At 61.6% G+C, this 21,491-nt stretch carries 19 protein-coding genes; 4 read left to right on the top strand and 15 right to left on the bottom strand.

Going from position 1 to position 21,491, the window contains the following annotated elements; translation table 11 throughout:
- Nucleotides 1-11 precede the first annotated feature (11 nt).
- The 5 genes from RL_RS19200 to RL_RS19180 form a co-directional block, all read right to left on the bottom strand.
- The gene (locus RL_RS19200; protein WP_011653177.1) at nucleotides 12-1,202 is read right to left on the bottom strand and encodes an efflux RND transporter periplasmic adaptor subunit; all 1,191 of its coding nucleotides are present in this window, start codon (nucleotides 1,200-1,202) and stop codon (nucleotides 12-14) included.
- Nucleotides 1,203-1,708: 506 nt separating this feature from the next.
- A complete protein-coding gene (locus RL_RS19195) occupies nucleotides 1,709-2,680 on the bottom strand; it encodes an ABC transporter substrate-binding protein (RefSeq protein WP_003542286.1) in 972 nt (323 codons plus the stop codon).
- Between the two features lie 59 nt (nucleotides 2,681-2,739).
- Nucleotides 2,740-3,867 carry an ABC transporter permease gene (locus RL_RS19190; protein ID WP_011653176.1) on the bottom strand — a complete coding sequence of 376 codons (1,128 nt, stop codon included), beginning with the start codon at nucleotides 3,865-3,867 and terminating at the stop codon, nucleotides 2,740-2,742.
- Nucleotides 3,864-4,793 carry an ABC transporter permease gene (locus tag RL_RS19185; RefSeq protein WP_011653175.1) on the bottom strand — a complete coding sequence of 310 codons (930 nt, stop codon included), beginning with the start codon at nucleotides 4,791-4,793 and terminating at the stop codon, nucleotides 3,864-3,866. Before RL_RS19185 ends, RL_RS19190 begins: the two co-directional genes overlap by 4 nt.
- 61 nt (nucleotides 4,794-4,854) lie before the next feature.
- Nucleotides 4,855-5,631 carry an ABC transporter ATP-binding protein gene (locus RL_RS19180; protein ID WP_041936432.1) on the bottom strand — a complete coding sequence of 259 codons (777 nt, stop codon included), beginning with the start codon at nucleotides 5,629-5,631 and terminating at the stop codon, nucleotides 4,855-4,857.
- Nucleotides 5,632-5,725: 94 nt separating this feature from the next.
- On the opposite strand from RL_RS19180, the gene RL_RS19175 reads away from it, so the two are divergent.
- A complete protein-coding gene (locus RL_RS19175; protein WP_003542280.1) occupies nucleotides 5,726-6,139 on the top strand; it encodes a cupin domain-containing protein in 414 nt (137 codons plus the stop codon).
- A 61-nt stretch (nucleotides 6,140-6,200) separates the two neighbouring features.
- Here the strand turns inward: RL_RS19175 and hydA are convergent, their stop codons facing one another.
- From hydA to RL_RS19160, 3 genes are read right to left on the bottom strand one after another with little or no spacing between them, the layout of a single operon-like run.
- Nucleotides 6,201-7,655 carry a dihydropyrimidinase gene (gene hydA / locus RL_RS19170; RefSeq protein WP_011653173.1) on the bottom strand — a complete coding sequence of 485 codons (1,455 nt, stop codon included), beginning with the start codon at nucleotides 7,653-7,655 and terminating at the stop codon, nucleotides 6,201-6,203.
- A 2-nt stretch (nucleotides 7,656-7,657) separates the two neighbouring features.
- The gene (locus RL_RS19165; RefSeq protein ID WP_011653172.1) at nucleotides 7,658-8,242 is read right to left on the bottom strand and encodes an endonuclease domain-containing protein; all 585 of its coding nucleotides are present in this window, start codon (nucleotides 8,240-8,242) and stop codon (nucleotides 7,658-7,660) included.
- Nucleotides 8,242-9,495, bottom strand: coding sequence for a Zn-dependent hydrolase (locus RL_RS19160; protein ID WP_011653171.1), 1,254 nt, complete (start codon nucleotides 9,493-9,495; stop codon nucleotides 8,242-8,244). The genes RL_RS19165 and RL_RS19160 overlap by 1 nt, the downstream gene beginning before the upstream one ends.
- Nucleotides 9,496-9,769: 274 nt before the next feature.
- On the opposite strand from RL_RS19160, the gene RL_RS19155 reads away from it, so the two are divergent.
- Nucleotides 9,770-10,447: a TetR family transcriptional regulator C-terminal domain-containing protein gene (locus RL_RS19155; RefSeq protein ID WP_018073741.1), complete on the top strand. Its 678-nt coding sequence runs from the start codon at nucleotides 9,770-9,772 to the stop codon at nucleotides 10,445-10,447.
- Nucleotides 10,448-10,452: 5 nt separating this feature from the next.
- Here the strand turns inward: RL_RS19155 and RL_RS19150 are convergent, their stop codons facing one another.
- From RL_RS19150 to RL_RS19140, 3 genes are all read right to left on the bottom strand, one after another.
- Nucleotides 10,453-13,020, bottom strand: coding sequence for an HWE histidine kinase domain-containing protein (locus tag RL_RS19150; protein WP_011653169.1), 2,568 nt, complete (start codon nucleotides 13,018-13,020; stop codon nucleotides 10,453-10,455).
- Nucleotides 13,017-13,553, bottom strand: a complete 537-nt coding sequence (locus RL_RS19145) for a biliverdin-producing heme oxygenase (RefSeq protein WP_028743299.1) — start codon at nucleotides 13,551-13,553, stop codon at nucleotides 13,017-13,019. The genes RL_RS19150 and RL_RS19145 overlap by 4 nt, the downstream gene beginning before the upstream one ends.
- A 140-nt stretch (nucleotides 13,554-13,693) precedes the next feature.
- The gene (locus RL_RS19140) at nucleotides 13,694-14,593 is read right to left on the bottom strand and encodes a LysR family transcriptional regulator (RefSeq protein ID WP_011653167.1); all 900 of its coding nucleotides are present in this window, start codon (nucleotides 14,591-14,593) and stop codon (nucleotides 13,694-13,696) included.
- A gap of 102 nt (nucleotides 14,594-14,695) precedes the next feature.
- Here RL_RS19140 and RL_RS19135 point away from each other — a divergent pair, with 102 nt between their 5' ends.
- Nucleotides 14,696-15,718, top strand: a complete 1,023-nt coding sequence (locus tag RL_RS19135; RefSeq protein ID WP_011653166.1) for a zinc-dependent alcohol dehydrogenase family protein — start codon at nucleotides 14,696-14,698, stop codon at nucleotides 15,716-15,718.
- A 57-nt stretch (nucleotides 15,719-15,775) separates the two neighbouring features.
- Here the strand turns inward: RL_RS19135 and RL_RS19130 are convergent, their stop codons facing one another.
- Nucleotides 15,776-16,186 (bottom strand): rhodanese-like domain-containing protein, encoded by a 411-nt coding sequence (locus tag RL_RS19130; protein ID WP_011653165.1) that lies wholly within the window; start codon nucleotides 16,184-16,186, stop codon nucleotides 15,776-15,778.
- A gap of 68 nt (nucleotides 16,187-16,254) precedes the next feature.
- Between RL_RS19130 and ftrA the strand changes: the two genes are divergently transcribed.
- Nucleotides 16,255-17,256 carry a transcriptional regulator FtrA gene (gene ftrA / locus RL_RS19125; RefSeq protein ID WP_041936431.1) on the top strand — a complete coding sequence of 334 codons (1,002 nt, stop codon included), beginning with the start codon at nucleotides 16,255-16,257 and terminating at the stop codon, nucleotides 17,254-17,256.
- A gap of 75 nt (nucleotides 17,257-17,331) precedes the next feature.
- On the opposite strand, the gene preA is transcribed toward ftrA, so the two are convergent.
- From preA to RL_RS19110, 3 genes are all read right to left on the bottom strand, one after another.
- On the bottom strand, nucleotides 17,332-18,645 hold the full coding sequence (gene preA, locus RL_RS19120; protein WP_011653163.1) for an NAD-dependent dihydropyrimidine dehydrogenase subunit PreA: 1,314 nt from the start codon (nucleotides 18,643-18,645) through the stop codon (nucleotides 17,332-17,334).
- A gap of 15 nt (nucleotides 18,646-18,660) precedes the next feature.
- Nucleotides 18,661-20,022: an NAD(P)-dependent oxidoreductase gene (locus RL_RS19115; protein WP_011653162.1), complete on the bottom strand. Its 1,362-nt coding sequence runs from the start codon at nucleotides 20,020-20,022 to the stop codon at nucleotides 18,661-18,663.
- A 407-nt stretch (nucleotides 20,023-20,429) separates the two neighbouring features.
- Nucleotides 20,430-21,425 (bottom strand): sensor histidine kinase, encoded by a 996-nt coding sequence (locus RL_RS19110; RefSeq protein ID WP_028743302.1) that lies wholly within the window; start codon nucleotides 21,423-21,425, stop codon nucleotides 20,430-20,432.
- Between the last annotated feature and the right edge of the window lie 66 nt (nucleotides 21,426-21,491).

The following is a 21,491-nucleotide window of genomic DNA, read 5'->3' as shown; positions in this document are numbered from 1 at the left end:
GGATGGTCTCTTTAGTTGGAAGCCGGGGGCTGTTCACGCACCGGTGTGATGCGGTCGCCGTCGCGGACGTAAGCGCCCGCCTTGGCCACGACCTCGTCGCCGGTCTTCAATCCATCGATGACCTCGACATAGGCGCCGTCCTGGATGCCGGTCTCGATCTTGGCGAATTTCACCACGCCGTCCTCGACCTTGCGGGCGGAGGAGCCTTCATTGCCGGTGAGTACCGCGGTCAGGGGAAGCGCTACGCCTTCAGTCTCGCGCACGATGATCTCGGCGCTGCCATACATGCCGGAACGCGCCTTGCTGTCATCGTCGATGGAGATATGGACGAGGCCAAGGCGGGTGACCGGATCGACGGTGGGCGAAACCAGGCGTACGGCGCCGGAAAGCTTGTCACGGCTGCCGGAAAGCGAAATCGTTGCCTTTTGGCCGGCCATGATCCTGACGACATCGCTTTCGGCGACCTCGGCGACAAGCTCGATATCGCCGTCGCGGATGATGGTGAACAGCGGATCGCCGTTGCCGGCGGCAATGGCGCCGACCTTGGCATTCTTCGCCGAGACCGTGCCGGCGACCGGCGTCTTCACATCGGTGCGCGCCAGCTTCAAATCCGCATCGGCGATCTGGCTGTCGAAGACCTTGAGATCGGCTTCGGAGACCTCGATCGCCTGTTCGGCGGAGACGACGCGGGCATTGGCTGCGGCGGCAGTCGCATCGGCCTGTTCGACCTGGGCGGTGGAAACCGTGCCCTTCTTGACCATTTCCTGGGCGCGGGCCTGCTGCTGCCTTGCCTGTTCGGCATTGGCCTGCGCCTCGATGAGCTGGGCGCGCAGCTGGGCGAGGCTTGCCTCGCCCTTGGCCTTCGTCGCCATCATCTGGCTCTTTTCCAGGACCACTGCGTCATCGTTGAGCGTCGCCAGCGTGCTTTCCGCCTGAACCTTGTCACCGACATCGGCTTTCAGCGTACGAATCGAGAGGCCTTCGACCTGCGGCTGGATATAGACTTCCTCGACGGGCTTGACCGTTCCGGTGCCGATGACACGGTCGACGAGAGTGCGGCTAACCGCCGTGGTGACGACGATGGCCGGCAGGTTCTGCTGCGGTTTTGCGACCGGCGCTTCCTGCGAAAATGCGGTGGATGCAGCAAGTGCCGCTGCAAAAAGAGTAGAGGCGCCTAGAATTCCAATCGGCTTGCGTGCCATGCGTCTTCGTCCAATCTTATGATAAGGTTGGCCGAACTCGAGCGTCTGCCACTCAGCGCGCGATCAGGCCACTGCCCTTCCTGCATTCTCAGAGGTATCCGCCGATCCTTTGCCGTCTTCATCCCTCGCCGGCAAATTCGGCTTGTAGGTGGTATCGATTTGCTCGATCTACAAGTCCGGCAGAAAACAATTCCCCTTTAGGCAATATTAATTACCATTCCGACGTCAATCAATCACCGCAAGGTTATGTCAACATTACGAAGATTGATCGCGCTCATCCCTAAGACGTTTGACGCCCGATAAATGCGACAGTTGCAAGGCATTTTTGCGGTTGCTAGATGTTGGTGACTTAGGCCGACCGGCCTAAAATTCGAATCAGCATCCAAATCAAATAAATAGAGCATGATGTCGTCCGAAAGCCGCGCACAATTTTCGGCATCATGCTCTAGAAAAAGACAAAACGCGCGGGATAACTCCCGCGCGTTTCGCTTAGCATCTTGCCGAAACTACTTAGAAGCAGCGTCGGTAATGTCGTGCGTCCAGGCGCCCGACGGCTCCTTGCTGATGATCTTCTGGTCGAGCAGCGCCTTTGCCGTGCGGGCATAGAGCGCCTCGTCCAGCTTGCCGGAGCTGTCGCCGACCAGCTTGGCGACTTCGCCCATCATGCGCTTCTGATGGTTGTCGTCCTGGCCGCCATTGTCCATGACGATCTCGGCGGCTTCATCGGGGTTCTCGGTGGCATATTTCCAGCCCTTCATCGAAGCGCGGACGAACTTGACCATCTTCTCCTTGAAGGCCGGGTCTTTCAGCTTGTCTTCCATCGCATAGAGGCCGTCTTCGAGAAGGTCGTTGCCCATTTCAGTGTAGTTGAAGACCGTCAGTTCTTCAGGCTTGAAGCCGGCATCGATCGCCTGCCAATATTCGTTATAGGTCATGACGGAGATGCAGTCGGCCTGCTTCTGGACGAGCGGCTGCACGTCGAAGCTCTGCTTCAGCACGGTGACGCCGTTTGGACCGCCTTCTGTGGACAGGCCGAGCTTGTTCATCCAGGCGAAGAAGGGATACTCGTTGCCGAAGAACCAGACGCCGAGCGTGTGGCCCTTGAAGTCGGCTTCGGTCTTGATCGGACCGTCCTTGCGGCAGACCATTTCCAGGCCCGCCTTCTGGTAGGGCTGGGCGATGTTGACGAGCGGAACGCCCTTTTCGCGGGCAACCAGGGCGCCGCCCATCCAGTCGACGATGACATCGGCGCCGCCGCCGGCGATCACCTGCTCGGGGGCGATATCGGGGCCGCCCGGCTTGATCTCGACGTCGAGGCCTTCTTCCTTGTAGAAGCCCTTGTCCTTGGCGACGTAATAACCGCCGAACTGGCTCTGCGTGACCCATTTCAGCTGCAGCACCACCTTGTCGGCGGCCATCGCATGGGCCGATGCAAGCGACATCGCGCTTGCCATCATTGCAACCATCAACTTTCTCATTTTCTTATCCTTACCCTCTGAAGTTATGCCCGGACCCCGTTTCTGGAGCCCGGGCGCGCCTAGCCACCACGGATAGACGGATGCCAGAACGTCACCGCCCGTTCGGTCAGGGCGATGATGCCATAGAAGATCGAGCCGGCCAGCGCCGCGACGGCGATTTCCGCCCAGACCATGTCGACATTCATGCGGCCGATCTCGGTGGAGATGCGGAAGCCCATGCCGACGATCGGCGTTCCGAAGAATTCCGCAACGATGGCACCAATCAGCGCCAGCGTCGAGTTGATCTTCAGTGCATTGAAAATGAAGGGCATTGCTGCCGGAAGCCTGAGTTTCAGCAGCGTCTGCCAATAGCCGGAGGCATAGGTGCGCATCAGATCGCGCTCCATGCTGCCGGAGGCGGCAAGGCCGGCGACGGTATTCACCAGCATCGGGAAGAAGGTCATGATGATGACGACGGCGGCCTTCGACGGCCAGTCGAAGCCGAACCACATGACCATGACAGGGGCGACGCCGATGATCGGCAGGGCCGAGACCATGTTGCCGATCGGCAGAAGGCCGCGGCGCAGGAAGGCGATGCGGTCGGCGAGCACCGCGACGACGAAGCCACTGAGGCAGCCGACGATATAACCGATCAGCACCGCCTTGAAGATCGTCTGCCTGACGTCCGCGCCGAGGATGGGCAGCGACGCCATGAAGCGCGCGCCGATGGCGCTCGGCGGCGGCAGCAGGATGAAGGGGACGCCAGCGCCGCGCGTCACCGCTTCCCAGAGAATGAGGATCCAGGCGCCGAAGATCGCCGGGATCAGGAGCTGGAGTACCGACTTGCCGAAAGTCGTGACGGGCTGCAGTTTCGACAGTTCGCTGACGCATCGCCAGGCAAGCAGCCAGCAGGCAAAGAGCAGCAGGAAGAAAGCCCGCGTCGCCGTGCCCTCGTTGCCGGAAAGAGCCGAAAGCAGCATCCAGGCGGCGCCATGCGCGCCGATAAACAGCACGGTGGCCCGATAGGCCGGCGGCTGCGGTGCGAATGACAGCAGGGCAGCCGCGATGACGATGGTGAAAATGAGGCTTGCCGTGCCGTCGGTGAGGGCGCGCGCCGCGCCCTCGGCCAGGAGCGGCAGGGCCGTCAGCGCCCCGACGCAGAGGAGGAGGGCGACCACACCTTGCCAGGAGAAGGTCAGATGTCTCATGCCGGCCTCCCGCCCATGGCGCGATCGACGATCTTCGCCGCAACGCCGACGATCGCAACCAGGATGCCCGCCAGCAGCGATCCGGCGACGAGGGCGGCCCAGATATCGATAGTCTGGCTGTAATAGGAGCCGGCGAGCAGCTTCGAACCGATGCCGGCGACGGCACCCGTCGGCAGCTCGCCGACGATGGCGCCGACGAGGCTGGCGGCGATCGCGACCTTCATCGAGGTGAAGAGGAAAGGGATCGAGGCTGGAACGCGCAGCTTCCAGAACGTCTGCATCGGGCTGGCATAATAGGTGCGCATCAGGTCGAGATGCATGATTTCGGGCGAACGCAGCCCCTTCACCATGCCGACGGCGACCGGAAAGAAGGAGAGGTAGGTGGAGATCAGCGCCTTGGAGACGAGGCGGGAGGCGTCGGAATCGAGGTTCAACAGATGCGCAACGGCATTGTCGCCGGTCAGTACGTTGTAAGAGATGATGACGATCATCGGCGCGATGGCGAGGATCGGTATGGTCTGGCTCGCCACCAGCCAGGGCATCAGCGAGCGGTCCATGGCGCGGTTGTGGACGATCAGCACGGCGAGAAGGATGCCGAGCAGCATGCCGAAGCCGAAGCCGAGCAGGGTGGAGGAGAGCGTTACCCAGCTGTGATAGACGAGGCTGCGGTTGCTCGAAAGGCTGCGCAGAAAGGTGTTCTCGTAGACGTTCTGCGCCACCTGATGCGGCGCCGGCAGGATCGGCTTCGGCTGCGCCAGCGTCTTGCCAATGAATTCGAGGGTCGAAGGTGTGACGCCGGCGCGGCTGTCCATGTCGCGCTGGAACGGCGCGTTCATCAAGATGGCGGCGACATACCAGATGACGACGAGGGCCAGCAGGATGGTGGTGACGGGGACGATCTTGTCCTTGAATGTATCGGGTTTCACAGCGACTGCCCCCATTTGTTGGCATGGAGTGTGCCGGCCCCAGGGTGCACGCTCCCGCTGCTCATGCGTGCCCCGTCCTCAGCCCTTCGCGGACGCGATGGGCGATTTCCAGGAACTCGGGGGTCTCGCGGATGTCGAGCGGGCGTTCGGCCGGCAGGGTCGAGTCGATCACATCGGTCACGCGGCCCGGGCGGGGAGACATCACCACGATCTTGGTCGAGAGATAGACCGCCTCGGGGATGGAATGGGTGACGAAGCAGATCGTCTTGTTGGTGCGGGTCCAGAGTTTCAGCAGCTCTTCGTTCAGATGGTCGCGGACGATCTCGTCCAGGGCGCCGAAGGGCTCATCCATCAGCAGCAGGTCGGCGTCGAAGGTGAGCGCACGGGCGATCGAGGCGCGCTGCTGCATGCCGCCGGAAAGCTGCCAGGGGAATTTTTTCTCGAAACCCGAAAGACTGACGAGATCGAGCGCTTCGTCGATGCGCCGCGTCCGGTCGGCGCCGGAATAGCCCATGATCTCCAGCGGCAGGGCGATGTTGTTTTCGATGGTGCGCCAGGGATAGAGCGCCGGCGCCTGGAAGACATAGCCGTAGGCGCGGGCCTTGCGAGCCTCTTCCGGTGTCATGCCGTTGATCGAGATCTCGCCAGACGTGCTCTTTTCGAGATCGGCGATGACACGCAGGAAGGTGGTCTTGCCGCAGCCCGACGGGCCGATGAAAGAGACGAAATCGCCCTTGCGGACATCGAGATTGACATTGCTCAGTGCACTCACCGGGCCGTCATTTGCCTGGTAGGTGAGACAGAGATCCTTGGCGGATACGACGGAGGGTGCTTGCATCAATGCGACCAGTCTTGTTTTCGCCGCGGGAACGCGGTTTGCGTGCTATCATTACCGCCGGTTTTATCGACGACACACTCCATGGAGGATGAGGATGGACGTGACATCAAAGCCCACCTGCCACATCGTTCGCCCCAATCATGCCTATGACGGCAAGCAGGGGCTCAGCTATTTCCAAGGGGTCGCGGCCGAGACGGTCGGCGCCAAGGGCATCTGCATGCACCTCCTGACGATCCCGCCGGGCGTACGCGCCAAGGCGCATCTGCACGAGGCGCACGAGACGGCGATCTACATGCTCTCCGGCGAGGCCCATACCTGGTACGGAGACCGGCTGGAGCATCATGTCATCGTCCATGCCGGCGAACTTTTCTATATCCCGGCCGGTGTGCCGCACCTGCCGGCAAACCTCAGCAGCACGCCGTGCACGGCGATCATCGCCCGCACCGATCCGAACGAGCAGGAAAGCGTCGTGCTTCTGCCGGAGTTGGACGCTTTGGTGCCGGCGTGAGGTCATTGGCATAGAGGCAGCGGTCCCCGGTTGATGGCCGTATCGTCTTGCGCCATCGTCGTCATACGCCGCTTGGCGGAATGCCGCTACGCGTCACCTTGCGCGGCGCGGTGATGTCCTTCCACTGGGAAAGCGCCTTGCTGACAGCCGTGACCGGCTCGCGCCTGACAAATTCGCCGTGGCCCTCGCGGGTCTTGATGGTGTTTTCCTCGATCGCGACAACGCCGCGCGTCAGCGTATAGCGCGGCAGGCCGGTCACTTCCTTGCCTTCGAAGACGTTGTAGTCGATCGCCGACTGCTGGGCTTTGGACGAAATGGTCTTGGAACGTTGCGGGTCCCAGACGACGATATCGGCATCGGCGCCGACAAGGATCGCGCCCTTCTTCGGATAGATGTTGAGGATCTTGGCGATGTTGGTCGAGGTGACGGCGACGAATTCGTTCATCGTCAGCCGGCCGGTGTTGACACCATGCGTCCAGAGCATTGGCATGCGGTCTTCGAGGCCGCCGGTGCCGTTCGGGATCTTGGTGAAGTCGCCGACGCCAAAACGCTTCTGCGCCGTGGTGAAGGCGCAATGGTCGGTGGCGACGACCTGCAGCGAGCCGGAGGCAAGCCCCGCCCAGAGTGAGTCCTGATGCTGCTTGTTACGGAAGGGCGGCGACATCACCCGGCGGGCGGCATGATCCCAGTCGGGATTGGAATATTCGCTCTCGTCGAGCGTCAGGTGCTGGATCAGCGGTTCGCCATAGACGCGCATGCCTTTGGCGCGGGCGCGGCGGATCGCCTCGTGCGCCTGTTCGCAGGAGGTGTGGACGATATAGACCGGGCAGCCGGCCATGTCGGCGATCATGATGGCGCGGTTGGTGGCTTCCCCTTCCACTTCGGCGGGCCGGGAATAGGCGTGCGCCTCGGGGCCGTTATTGCCTTCGGCCAGCAGCTTTGCCGACATCGAGGCGACGACGTCGCCGTTTTCGGCGTGCACCAGCGGCAGGGCGCCGAGTTCGGCGCAACGCTGGAAAGAGGCGAACATCTCGTCATCGTCGACCATCAGCGCGCCCTTATAGGCCATGAAGTGCTTAAAGGTGTTGATGCCCTTGTCGCGGACGATGGTCTCCATCTCCTTGAAGACCTGCTCGCTCCACCAGGTGACCGCCATGTGGAAGGAGTAATCGCAATTGGCGCGGGTCGATTTGTTGTCCCACATGGTCAGCGCCTCGATCAGCGATTGGCCGGGGGCGGGCAGGGCGAAATCGACCACCATCGTCGTGCCGCCGGAAAGGGCGGCGCGCGTGCCGCTCTCGAAATCGTCGGAAGAATAGGTGCCCATGAAGGGCATTTCGAGGTGGGTGTGCGGATCGATGCCGCCGGGCATAATATAACAGCCGGAAGCGTCGAGTGTTTCGTCGCCGGAGAGATTCTGCCCGATCTCGATGATCTTGCCGCCGTCGATCTTCACGTCAGCCTTATAGGTCAGGTCGGCGGTGACGATGGTGCCGTTCTTGATGACTGTGGTCATGATCATTCCCCGTTCTTGTCTGCAGATTGGGCTGGCGAATAGAAGCTGGGCAGTTCTAAGCTGACCTCAATCCGGCCCTGTAAGGCGGCTAGAACCGTTTCGAGTACTGAGCGACGTTCGCGCGAGATTTCCTGGTTCCAGAAGCGCAGCACGGCATAGCCATTCACATTGAGCCATTCAGTTCGGCGCTGATCGGACACGCTATCGGCATGCTGGAAGCCGTCGACTTCGACGATCAATCGTTGTTCACGACAGAGGAAATCGACGATGAATGGGCCGAGGGGAACTTGCCTTGCAAACTTATAGCCGTTCAAGCGGCGGGCGCGGAGGTCGCTCCAGAGGTGGTATTCTTCTTCAGTTTCGTTGCGACGAAGCATTCTGGCCTGGTCGGTCTTGTTGGTGCGATGTTTCCGGATATCCTGCTTGATAATTTTCGTCGCGCGCGGAGCCCCCTCATCCGCCCTTCGGGCACCTTCTCCCCGAGGGGAGAAGGGGAAGACCGCGACGTCTACCGTTCCCTTCTCCCCAGCGGGGAGAAGGTGGCCCGAAGGGTCGGATGAGGGGGCTCGGGGCGTGACATTAGCCATCACACGACAATCTCCGCCGTCTCGACCACCGCATGGAACAGCACATCGGCTCCCGCCATCGCCCATTCCTTGGAAATCTCTTCCGCCTCATTGTGCGAGAGCCCGCCGACGCAGGGGCACATGACCATCGTTGCCGGTGCGACCTTGGCGGCCCAGCAGGCATCGTGGCCGGCGCCGGAGATGATGTTCATGTGGCTGTAGCCGAGCCGCTCGGCAGCGTCGCGCACCGACGTGACCAGTTTCGGATCGAAGGTGATCGGCTCGAAGTGGCCGATCGCCTCGATGGAACAGCCGACGCCGAGTGCGTCGGTGATCTCAGGCGCCTTCGCCTCGATCTTTGCCCGCATGCGGTCGAGCTTCTCCTTGTCGGGCGAGCGGATGTCGACGGTGAAGACCACCTTGCCGGGCAGCACGTTGCGGGAATTTGGCGAGAAGAACACCTGTCCGACGCCGCCGACGGCGCCCGGCTGTTCGCCCATCGCCACGTCCTGGACCATTTCCAGGATGCGTGCCATGGCGAGGCCGGCATTGACGCGCAGGTTCATCGGCGTCGAACCGGTATGGGCTTCCTTGCCGGTCAGCGTGAATTCCAGCCACCAGAGACCCTGGCAATGGGTGACGACGCCGATCTGCTTTTCCTCGGCTTCGAGGATCGGTCCCTGCTCGATGTGATATTCGAAATAGGCGTGCATCTTGCGAGCGCCGACTTCTTCGTCGCCGACCCAACCGATGCGCTTCAGTTCGTCGCCGAACAGATTGCCCTCGGGGTCCCTGCGGTTATAGGCAAAGTCTAGGCTGTGCACGCCGGCGAAGACGCCTGACGCCAGCATGGCAGGGGCAAAACGCGCCCCTTCCTCGTTGGTCCAGTTGGTCACTACGACCGGATGTTTGGTCTTGATGCCGAGATCGTTCATCGTGCGCACGACTTCGAGAGCCGCAAGCACGCCGAGAACGCCGTCATATTTGCCGCCGGTCGGCTGAGTGTCGAGATGCGAGCCGACATAGACGGGCAGAGCATCGGGATCGGTACCGGGGCGGGTGGCGAACATCGTGCCCATCCGGTCGACACCCATGGTCAAACCGGCATCGTCGCACCATTTTTTGAAAAGGCTGCGGCCCTGCGCATCGGCGTCCGTCAGCGTCTGGCGGTTGTTGCCGCCCGCGATGCCGGGGCCGATCTTCGCCATGTCCATGAGACTGTCCCAGAGACGGTCGCCATTGACGCGCATGTTTTCGCCTGGTGCTGCCACCATTTTGTATGCCCTCACCTGTTTGCGGCAGTCATGCAAAGGGCATGCCCGCCTGTTCCCGTGGTCCTTTCCTGCGCCCCCTTATTGGTTTTGTCGAGCGCAGGAAAATCGCCGGTTGCCTTTGTTTTGCATCTGGCGGATAATTTGACCGATTGGTAAACATTACAACTTCCATCGCCGGGCTCAAGACGAAAATCACAAAAATTGCCGATAAAATGCGGGCAGTTGCTCAAGGAAGGGGTGAGGGTCGTCCCCAATCCAAACTTGAGCGAAGAAGTTGAATTTCAAGGGGAAACGACAGCCTGTGACCATACCGAGAGCAGCGAAAACCCTGAGGCGGACGCGAATCCAGGAGGAGAAGGAAGAGCAGATCCTGGAAGCGGCGCTCGACGTGTTTTCGGCAAGCGGTTTCCGTGGCTCGACCATCGACCAGATCGCCGAAGTGGCCGGCATGTCGAAACCCAACCTGCTCTATTATTTCCGCACCAAGGAAGCCATGCACCGGGCGCTGATCGACCGAGTTCTCTACACCTGGCTGGAGCCGCTGCGGGCTTTCGACGCCGAAGGCAACCCGGAGACGGAAATCCGCAGCTACATCCGCCGCAAGCTGGAGATGGCCCGCGATTTTCCGCGCGAGAGCCGGCTTTTCGCCAACGAGGTGCTGCAGGGTGCGCCGCATATCGAGGACGAGCTGAAGGGGCCGCTGAAGGAACTGGTCGACGAGAAGGCGGAGGTCATCCGCGCCTGGGCGAAATCAGGCAAGATCGTCAAATGCGATCCTTACCATCTGATCTTTTCCATCTGGTCTACAACGCAGCATTACGCGGATTTCGACGTCCAGGTGCGTGCCGTGCTGGGGCAGGAACATTCGGGCGAAGGACGCTTCGAGGATGCGGCGCGGTTTCTGGAACAGCTCTTCATCGGCGGGCTGCGACCGGATCCTCTCGGGGGGTGAGGTTTTTACCCGCTCCTGCGAAGCGGCACCCGGGCAAGAATATCCGTCACGCCTTCCATCGTATAAGGCTTCTGCAACACGGGCGCGTCCGAGTGGCTGTTCGCCTGGGCGATGCCTTCCCCATAGCCCGTGGCAAAAACGAAGGGCACGCCATCAGCTGCCAACCGGTCGGCAATTCCGAAACTCGTCTCATCGCCAAGATTGACATCGAGAAGCGCCAGATCGAAGGACTGGCCGGCCAGAATTTCCATCGCCTCAGTGACGCTTGGCGCCGTAGCCACGTCGGCGCCCAGGCGGCGCAGGATGTCCTCGCCATCCATAGCGATGATCAGATTGTTTTCCACCAGCAGCACGTTCAGGCCGGAAAGCGGCTGATCGTCGGGATTGGTCTTGGGTTCGGTCGTTCCGACCGGAGCCGGATTTGACCGTTCGCTCGTCGGACCGACGACATGTCGCGCCGGAATGCAGAAATCGGCCTCGAGCCCATCCTTGACGTAGCGGACCTCGGCCTTGCCGCCGAGGTCATAGGGGATCGAGCGGCGGATGATGGTCGAACCGAAGCCATGGCGTTTGGGTTCGACGACGGGCGGGCCATCTTTTTCGCGCCAGCCAATGCGCAGATTGCCCTGGTCGTCGCGGTGCCAACCAAGTTGGACCGTGCCGCTGCCGGTGCTGGAAAGGCTGCCATATTTGGCGCTGTTGGTCATCAGCTCGTGGAAGACAAGGGCGGCGGTGGAAAATGCGTCCGGTTCCAGCAGTACATCCTCGCCGCCCATCTGGATGCGTTGCGCATTTTTCCCGAAATAGGCGGCGGTCTCTGCCAGCAGCAATTGCCGGAGCGAAGCAGGTGCCCAGTGATCGCGGGTGATCTGGTCATGGGCACGGGCGAGCGACTGGATGCGGCCCTCGAGCTGGCGGATGTAGTCGCCAAGGCTCACCGACGTTGCCTGTGACTGCCGGATAACGCCGGTGATGAGGCTCAATATGTTGCGGACGCGGTGGTTCAGCTCGGCAATCAATAGTTCTTGGCGCTCGTTTGCCGACTGGCGCGCCATGCTGACCTCGTCGGTGAGGCGCAATACCACCTCGATCAGTGTGACGCGGATGGTTTCGGCGACACGGTGCTCAGCCTCCGTGAAGGGGAGAGAGCGACCACGCACCAATTCCGACCACGCCTCGAAACTCTTGCGCGGCGTCAGCCGCGGGCCGTTCGGGCCGTATTCCACCGGCTTGTGCGGGTCGCCGCCCCAGCGGACGGTGCGCACCAATTCCTGACGGAAAAGCACGACATAATCGCGCGGCGAACGTGAGATCGGGATGGCGAGCATGCCTGCCACAGCATCGTCGACCTCAAGATCCGGATAGGCTTCCGCGAGCCTATCCACGGCATAGATGCGGCCGGCGGCGTTGCGGTTGAGATGGCGGACGAGAGCTGCGAAGCCTCTCTCATTCGGCCCGATGCCGGCAAGAGCCAGCCGGCCGTTGATCCAGACGCCGATCCCGTCGGCAGGAATGGCGTCGGCGAGCGCCTCGATCAGCCAGGCCGGATCGTCGAGCAGGCTCGCATTGTCTGCAACGGAGGTGAGAAGCCGGTCGGCGATGCGGCGCGCCTTAGTCTCGTAGTCGAGAGCCAGTCGCCGTTCGCGGCTTTCAAGGCGCGAAGCAAACATTTGACCGAAGAGTTCGGCAGTCGAGCGGCTTTGCGCCGAAGGCAGACGCGGGCCATAGTGATGGCAGGCAAACAGGCCCCAGAGCCTACCATCCACAACGATCGATATGGAGAGCGAAGCGCCAACGCCCATGTTTTTCAGATATTCGATGTGGATCGGCGAGACCGAACGCAATATCGACATGGAGAGGTCGAGCGGCCGGCCGTGCTCGTCGAGCTGCGGCAGGATCGGGACCGGGACTGCGTCGACATCGGCAATGATGCGGAACAGGTTGCGCAGATAAAGGGCGCGCGCCTGTACCGGAATGTCGGAAGCCGGATAGTGCAGCCCGAGGAACGATCCGATACCGGCCCGGGCGGCTTCCGCCACCACTTCGCCGGAACCACTTTCGTCGAAACGGTAGACCATAACCCGATCGAAACCGGTGAGCGCCCGCGCTTGTCTTGCACCTTCGCGGAAGAAAGCTTCCAGTGTTTCCGTGTGGTCGAGGCGGGACATCATACTGCGCATCGAGAGTGACGCAGCGTCGTGCCTGTCTTCCTGGCAGCGCTCGCCTTCGATGATGACCTGACCTCCGTTAAGGTGCACGGCAAGGTCGAACCTGTTTTGATCGGGCATCAGGGCAATGCCGAAAATGCGCTCGACGACGTCGGAACCGCGCAGCGTGGTAAGCTTGTTGCGGATTGTGTGGAGTGCTTCGGGTGTAATCAGAGAGAGAACGGGACGGCCGATCGCGTTGGCCTCTGTCACTTCGAGAAACTCCGCCAGATTTGCGGAGGCGCGCATGACAATCCAGTCTGAGGACACCGCCAACAGAAAGCCGAAGGGCTGGACCGAGCCGAGCTGGTGAATCGGCTCACGGTCGCAGTTGGTGAGATCGACGGGTTCGTGCGTGCCGCTCATGGGACGGCCTCCAATTCGACTTGCCCCGCTTTGAGGAAGAGCTCGAAAACATCGCGGGCTGCGGCGACAGCCGCACCGGGCTCGTCCACCTTGCTCGCGTCAAGACGATCCATGAAAAGCCGCATGGCGCCCTTCGGGCCTGGCGGCTTCAGGTAGCTGCTGGGCAAGTGGTCGGGCACGGCCTTGGCGAGCAGCGCGCCACCGAGCTTGGAGCCTTCAAGGACATAGGCGGCGCCCCAGACCGCTGCTTCGCAGCGCAATACCGGTTGCGGAAGCAGCACCGGCAATCGATCATCGAGTTCCCTTATGTCGGCAGCCAACAGATGCGCGCGCCTTCGGTCCGGCCAATCCGGCAGCAGACGGCCGATTCCTCCATTCTCAAGCGCATGTTCAATAGCCGGTACGACGCGGGCATGCGCGCGCAAGAAAGCCTTATAATCCGGGGTGCGTGAGAGGTTGAAACTGCCGAAGAGGGTGTCGACCGCGGCGTGGCAATCTGCAGTTTGTGCGCGGAGGGCGCTGCGAAGTGACATGCTGACGTTTTTCCGAGTGATATGGCGGCCGCCCACAACGGACGGTGAATGAGCGGATATACTGCGGTATCGCGTTATTTCCAGAGAAAGCCGAAGAATAACATGGGTTTCTCGTCGCTCGCAGACGCGCGGCGAGCGCTTCAGCCCATCATTGCCGGCAGTCCTGTGGCGAGCGTATCGATCGCGAGCCGCACCTTCGGCAGCATGACCGGGGAGCGCAGCCACACGGCATGGGCATCGAAGACATTGGCCGGTTCCTGCTTCAATACCTGAATGAGCCGGCCTGCCAGCACCTCCTCGCGGACCAGCCAGCAGGGAAGCCAGGCAAGACCGCGTCCGGCCACGGCCGCATCGGAAATCGAAGCGAGGTCGTCGAGCCGCAGTCGCGCCTTGGGCGCCAGCCGTCGCCCGGGATCGGTCGCAGTCGGAAATATCCAACCCTTGTCGTCATCGCCCCGCCTGTAGACGATGCCTTCATGCTGGGGAATATCGAAGACTGTCTGCGGCGCGCCATGTTTTTCCAGATAGGCGGGCGCTGCGCAGACGGTCATGCGCTGGCGGGCGATCGCCCGGACCATCAGATCCGGATTGTCCTTCAACGGCCCGTTGCGGATGACAAGATCGAAGCCATCTTCGAGCAGGTCGACGATGCGGTCGTTGAAGGAAAGGTCGAGTTCGAGGTTCGGATGTTCATCGAGCAGACGTGCGAGGATCGGCGCGATGCAGTGGCGGCCGAAAAGCACGGGCATTGAGATGCGCAATCGGCCGCGCACGTCACGCCGGCCGGATTCCAGCATGGCTTCCCCCAGGCGGATTTCCTCGACCGCCCGCAGGCAGCGCTCGTAGAAGAAGCGGCCTTCCTCGGTGAGGCTCTGCATGCGCGTCGTACGGTTGAAAAGCCGCACGCCGAGACGCTGTTCCAGACGTGCGATCGTCTTGCCGACCGCCGAACGCGTGAGATGGAGCCGCTCGGCGGCAGCCGAAAAGCCACCTGCTTCGACGGCTTCGACAAAGATCGAGATACCCTTCAGCTGTTCCATTTTGTTTCCTCTTTGGAACCATTTTGGAGAATTAATATCGCAACTGGTGCGAAATATTCAACGATATGTTTGCGCTCCCTGCAATGGACAAGGAGCAAGACAATGCAGACAACACGGCAATGGCAGATCGACGCGGTAGGGCCGGAGCGCCAGCTGACGATCGGCGAGCGGACGCTCGAGCCAGTTTCGGGAAACAGGGTTTTGGTCCGGACGGAAGCCGTCTCGCTCAATTTCCGCGATCGGTTGGTGATGGAGAGCGGCATGGGGTTGCCGCTGCAATTTCCCTTCGTACCAGCTTCCGACATGGCAGGGGTCGTCGAGGCAGTCGGACCCGAGGTCAGCCGTTTCAAGCCGGGAGATCGGGTCATCTCGACCTTTTCACCCGATTGGATCGACGGACGCGGTTTGGGCGATGCGCGCACGCCACCTTACAAGACACGCGGCGGCTTTTATCCCGGCGTCCTCTCGCAATACACTGTGCTTTCCGAGGAGTGGTATTCACGCGCGCCTGATACGCTCGATGCGGCGCAAGCGAGCACCTTGCCCTGCGCCGGGCTGACTGCCTGGTTCGCACTGATCGAACGCGGCGGTCTGAAGGCCGGCGACAAGGTTCTGGTGCAAGGCACAGGCGGGGTGGCGCTCTTCGGTCTGCAGATTGCCAAGACGCATGGTGCGGAGGTCTTCATCACATCAGGTAGCGCGGAGAAGCTCGAGCGCGCCGTTGCCCTTGGCGCCGATCACGCGATCAATCGCCATGAGGGTGACTGGGTGGAACAACTCTATCAGTTGACCGGCGGCTATGGCGCCGATCACGTGCTTGAGATCGTCGGCGGCCCGCATCTCGGCCAGGCGCTGAAGGCGGTGGCGATCAATGGCCGCATTTCCGTTATCGGCGTGTTCGAAGGGTTCGAGGTTTCCGGCCCGGCCGGCCCGCTGCTGCTCAAGGCGCCTGTTGTGCAGGGCATATCCGTCGGCCATCGCCGTGCGCTTGAAGATCTGGTGCGGGCAATCGACCAGACTGGGCTGAAGCCGGTGATCGACAAGCGCTACGCCTTCGACAAATTCCCTGAGGCGCTCGATCATCTCTATCGCGGGCCTTTCGGCAAGGTGGTCGTCGAGTTCTGACGGTCGCGATTTTCCCTTCTCCCCGATGCAATAATTGTAAGGGGAGAAGGGAGGCCATCAGGCGGCAGCGGGGATGCCCTGCTCGAAGGCGAAGCCTTCATCGGCCCAGCCGGTCATGCCGCCGATCATCAGCTTGGCCTGGAGGCCGAGATCGGCGAGGCGGAAGGCAGCCTTGTCAGCGCCGTTGCAATGCGGGCCGGCGCAATAGACGACGAACAGTGTATCGCTTGCCCATGTCGACATGCGGTGCGCGGTCATCTTGCCGTGCGGCAGGTTGATCGCTCCAGGAATGTGGGACTCTGCGAAGAGCTGCGGCGAGCGCACGTCGAGGAGAACGAAATCGACTTTCCCGGCCGCAAAGGCGGCATGCACGTCAGAGCAATCGGTTTCGAAAGCGAGCTTGGCGGCAAAGTGAGCGACAGCGGCATCCGGAGCTGCAGCAGGTATTTGGGAAACGGGGCTTGGCATCGATTTTTCCTTTTTCTGAAGTTGCCGCCCGGTATCGCCGATGCTAGAGCTTTGCGAAATTGGCCAACATGATTGATAGCGTAAAGATCATGCCAAACTCATCGCCGCAGCAGAGCAGAGGACCGCTGGTCGCCGCGCTTGCCTATGACGGGCTTTGCACCTTCGAATTCGGCATCGCCTACGAGGTCTTCGGCCTGCCACGCCCGGAAATGGGCGAAGGCTGGTATCGCTTCTCGGTCTGCGGCATCGAACCGGGTCCGCTTCGCGCAGCGGGAGGGCTGACGGTCGCAGTCGACAAGGGACTGGAAGTGCTTGACGAAGCGGACTTGATCGTCGTGCCCGGCTGGCGGTCGATCGATGCCGCCGTTCCCGAGCCGCTGGTTTCAGCCCTCAAGGCAGCGCATGAACGCGGTGCACGGATCATGTCGCTTTGCTCGGGCGTTGCCGTTCTTGCCGGGTCGGGTCTGCTAACGAATCGCAGGGCGACGACACATTGGCGTTATGTCGCCTCGATCGCCGCGCGTTATCCCGATATCGCACTCGATGCCGACGTTCTCTACATGGACGAAGGCAGCCTGCTGACGGCGGCAGGCAGTGCCGCCGGCATCGATCTCTGCCTGCATGTGGTGCGCGGCGATTTCGGTTCGGAAGCCGCAAACAGCGTCGCCCGCCGCCTCGTCGTGCCGCCGCACCGCGAAGGCGGGCAGGCGCAGTTCATTCACGCGCCGGTTCCCGAGGAACGAGAGGGCATCCGATTGGGGCCGCTGATCGAATGGATGCGCGAAAGCCTTTCCGAGGACCAGCCGATCAGCCTGCTTGCGAAAAGAGCGGGCATGAGCATGCGCACCTTCCAGCGGCGCTTCGAAGCGACGACGGGCCTCAGCGTCGGCGAATGGCTGCTGAAGGAGCGGCTGCGGCATGCCCGCGATCTGCTGGAAAAGGAACTTGCTGTTTCGCTCGATGACATCGCCGCCGCCAGCGGCTTTGGAACACTGGCGACGATGCGGCATCATTTCCGCAGGCGGCTCGGGACGAGCCCGCATGCCTATCGGAAGTCATTCGGCGGTTAGGCTGACTTGGCGCTTCGAACGTTGCCGGCAGAAAGCAACGCCGCGGATCGATCTTCTCCGCGGCGTCGCAGATTCTTACTCCGCCGCCTGGCGCGCCATCGGGTTGTTCGGGTGCGTCGTCCAATTGGCGTAGTTCGGGTCGACGACGCGGCCGGTGCGTTTGTCGAGGGCGCCGGCGGGAAGCTGCTCCATGGTGATGCAGTTCTCGACCGGGCAGACGCTGACGCAGAGATTGCAGCCGACGCATTCCTCGTCCATCACCTCGAAATGGCGAACGCCGTCGACGAAGTTGGTGATCGCCTGGTGCGAGGTGTCCTCGCAGGCAATGTAGCAGCGGCCGCATTTGATGCAGGCGTCCTGATCGATCTTTGCCTTGGCGATGTAGTTGAGGTTCAGATATTGCCAGTCGGTAACGTTGGGGACGGCGCGGCCGGTGATATCTTCGAGGCTGCGATGGCCCTTTTCGTCCATCCAGTCTGAGAGGCCAGTGATCATCTCCTGGACGATCTTGAAGCCGTAGGTCATCGCCGCTGTGCAGACCTGGACGTTGCCGGCGCCAAGGACAAGGAATTCGGCAGCGTCGCGCCAGGTGGTGATGCCGCCGATACCCGAGATCGGCAGGCCGTAGGTTTCGGGATCGCGGGCGATCTCGGCCACCATGTTGAGTGCGATCGGCTTCACCGCCGGGCCGCAATAACCGCCATGGCTGCCCTTGCCGCCGACCGTCGGGTTGGGGGCGAAGTTGTCGAGATCGACGGAGACGATCGAATTGATCGTGTTGATCAGCGAGACGGCATCGGTGCCGCCGGCCTTGGCGGCGCGGGCGGGACGGCGGACATCGGTGATGTTGGGCGTCAGCTTGGTGATGACGGGCATGCGGGTGTACTGCTTGCACCAGCGCACGACCATCTCGATATACTCAGGCACCTGGCCGACCGCGGAACCCATGCCGCGCTCGGACATGCCGTGCGGACAGCCGAAATTGAGTTCGATGCCGTCGGCGCCGGTCTCTTCGACCAAGGGCAGGATAGCCTTCCAGGCCTCTTCCTCGCAGGGAACCATGATCGAGGCGATCAGTGCCCGGTCCGGCCAGTTCATCTTCACCTGCTTCATTTCCCGCAGGTTGGTATAGAGGTCGCGGTCGGTGATGAGCTCGATATTGTTCAGACCGAGCAGGCGGCGGTCGGCGCCCCAGATCGCGCCGTAGCGCGGGCCGTTGACGTTGACGACGGGCGGGCCTTCCTCGCCCAGCGTCTTCCAGACCACGCCGCCCCAGCCGGCCTTGAAGGCGCGCTCGACATTGTAGGCCTTGTCGGTCGGCGGCGCAGACGCCAGCCAGAACGGGTTCGGGGATTTGATGCCGACGAAATTATTACGGAGATCAGCCATTGTTCATTCTCCCCTTTAGGCAACCGCGACAGCCGGAGCGGCTGCTGCGGTGAGGGCACGATGGATGGATTCAGCCGCGTCGCGACCGTGGGCGACGGCCGAAACCGTGAGATCGTCACCGCCGAAGACGCAGTCGCCGCCTGCCCAGACGCCGTCGAGCGAGGTATGGCCTTCGCCATCGACAGCGATGCGGCCGGATTCCATGCGCAGCGAACCGAGACCAGAGGCGTCAAAGCTCTGGCCGATCGCCTTGAAGATCTGGTCGGCGGCAATCACACCGGTTTCGCCGGTGCCGACGAGGCGGCCATCGAGGATTTTGGTATATTCCACTTCGATCGCGGCGACTTTTCCGTCCTGCGACAGGATCGATTTCGGCGCCAGCCAGTGGCGGATGATGACGCCCTTGGAGCTTGCCAGATCCTGCTCGAATTCCGACGCGTTCATGTGCTCCTTGCCACGACGGTAACAGATCGTCACCTCTTCGGCGCCGAGCAGCTTTGCCTGCACGGCAGCGTCGATCGCCGTCATGCCGCCGCCGAGAACGACGACGCGGCGGCCGATGGCGATGTCGCTTTTGTCTTCGGCCTGGCGGAGTGCGGCGATGAAATCGACGGCGTCGTCGACGCCTGCAAGGTTCTCGCCTTCGATGCGCAGCGCGTTGACGCCGGCAAGGCCGATACCGAGGAAGACGCCGTCATATTGCGCCTGCAGATCGGAAAGCGAGAAGTCGCGGCCGAGACGCTGCCCGTGCCGAACCTCGATGCCGCCGATCGAGAGGACGTAATCGACTTCCTTCTGGGCGAAGTCGTCGACGGTCTTGTAAGTGGCGATCCCGTATTCGTTGAGACCGCCGGACTTTTCCCTGGCATCAAAGATGACGACGGAATGGCCGTTCACGGCCAGGCGATGGGCGGCGGCAAGGCCGGCAGGACCGGCGCCGATGACGGCGATCGTCTTGCCAGTCGGTTCGGCCCTGGCATAGAATTGCTTGTCGGCCTGCATGGCGGCATCGGTGGCGTAGCGCTGCAGGCGGCCGATCTCGACGGGCCGCTCTTCAGCCGTGTTGCGCACGCAGGCCTGCTCGCAGAGTTCTTCGGTGGGACAGACGCGGGCGCACATGCCGCCGAGAATGTTCTGGTCGAAGATCGTCTTTGCCGAGCCGATCGGATTGCCGGTCGAAATCTGGCGGATAAACAGCGGAATGTCGATCGAGGTGGGACAGGCCGTCATGCATGGCGCGTCATAACAGAAATAACAGCGGTCAGCGGCGACCAGCGCCTCATGATTATCGAGGCGCGGATGAAGATCGGAAAAATTAGCGTCATACTCGGCGGGCGAAAGCCGGCCGGCATGAATCCCAGTTTCCAGTCGTTCCATTGAAGTTCCCTCATTATTGGTAAACGGCCTGTGAGGGAAAGCGTAACTCAGGTTTAAAAATTTATCAAACGGTAAAATTTTGACGACTTTGCGTGTGGTCCCGCAAGTAATAAATTGTTTTTGCTGGAAGAATTTAATTGGCCTGCATCGTTGAAACGGCTGAGCGCGTGACGAGGGAAGGGTATCCGAAAAAAGATGCAAAAAAGCCGAATTTTTTTTGGATGGCAGGGAACCAAAGTTTGATGTCGCCGTTATTGCGATATCCGGATGGTGATCGCATCGACCCAACATGCGCGCCCCCAACCCACTATCCGGACGTACTCACGGTCCCCTCCCGGTGAGTGAAGACAGCCGGTGCGCCGCCCTCGCACCGGCTGTTTTTCCGTTCTCGACTGTCTCCAGGGCTTTCACACCCGCTTGAAGATCTCGAATTCGGTTTCCGGAATGGTCAGACGGTATTCGATGCGGCCGGGAATGAGGTTCAACTCCGCTTTGCCATTGACCGACGAAGGCACGACACGCTCCAGCACGGTGCGGCCGAAGCTGTTGTCGCTGAATTCGTGGACTTCCGACTGATCATGCAGAACTTCCGCCCAGGCGACTTCGATCGCCTTCCTGTCGTTGATCGTGGCTTCGCGGCAATTCAGCGTGATGGAGGCGGCGCCGCCTGATATCGCGCCGAAGGAGGCGGAGTTGACAATGAGTTCGTGGAGGGCGAGCCCGAGATGCACGGCGGCATTCGGTGTCAGATGAGCGTTGATGCCATAGATCGGCATGGAGCCGGCCGTCTCCGGCCAATAGGGAGCAAACTGCTTTTCGGCGAGTTCGAAGAGATAGGCGCCGCGCCAGCTCGAATCTGTAATCAGGTCCTGCGAGTTGGAAAGCGATTGCAGCCGTCCACGGAATTTGAGGAGGAAGCTGTCGAGAGAAAGCGTGTTGCGGGCCGTCTGGGTGGCAATGCCTTGGATTATGGCGAGAAGGTTCTTCGAGCGGTGTGAGAGTTCGCGCAGCAGCGATTTCAGAACTTTTTCGCGATGCCGGCTTTCGGTGACTTCAGCCATGACGGACAGAAGTCCATGCTCGCCGCGTTCGCCGGTGCGCTGGATCTTCAGTTCATAAGTGCGCCGTTCGCCGTCGACGTCGATCTCGACCTCGGCATTGTTGGGGATGCCGGTTTCCAGCACCTTGTGCTTCAGCGCCGTCAGATATCGGCCGTGCGCATCGCCAAAAAGGACAGCGTCGCTGCTGCCGGGCGCAAAGAGCGCGGCAAAATGCGGCGGCAGATTTTCGGCGTAGAAAATCGACAGTCGGGCGTCCTGGCAGAGGATCGAAATCCCGGCGCTGCCGAGCGCGCGTTCCATCATTGCGGCTTTGCCTTCGAAGGTAAAAGGCATGCCGGACAATGGTTCAGTCGTATTCACTCGGCCGCCTTTCCTTGTGACATCTTGAACGTCGCCGAAGGGAGTGCC

Origin of the sequence: Rhizobium johnstonii 3841 (assembly GCF_000009265.1) — a bacterium.
GTDB lineage: Bacteria > Pseudomonadota > Alphaproteobacteria > Rhizobiales > Rhizobiaceae > Rhizobium > Rhizobium acaciae.
Note: the sequence above shows the minus strand (reverse complement) of the source record. Positions and strands in the feature narration are given on the sequence as shown.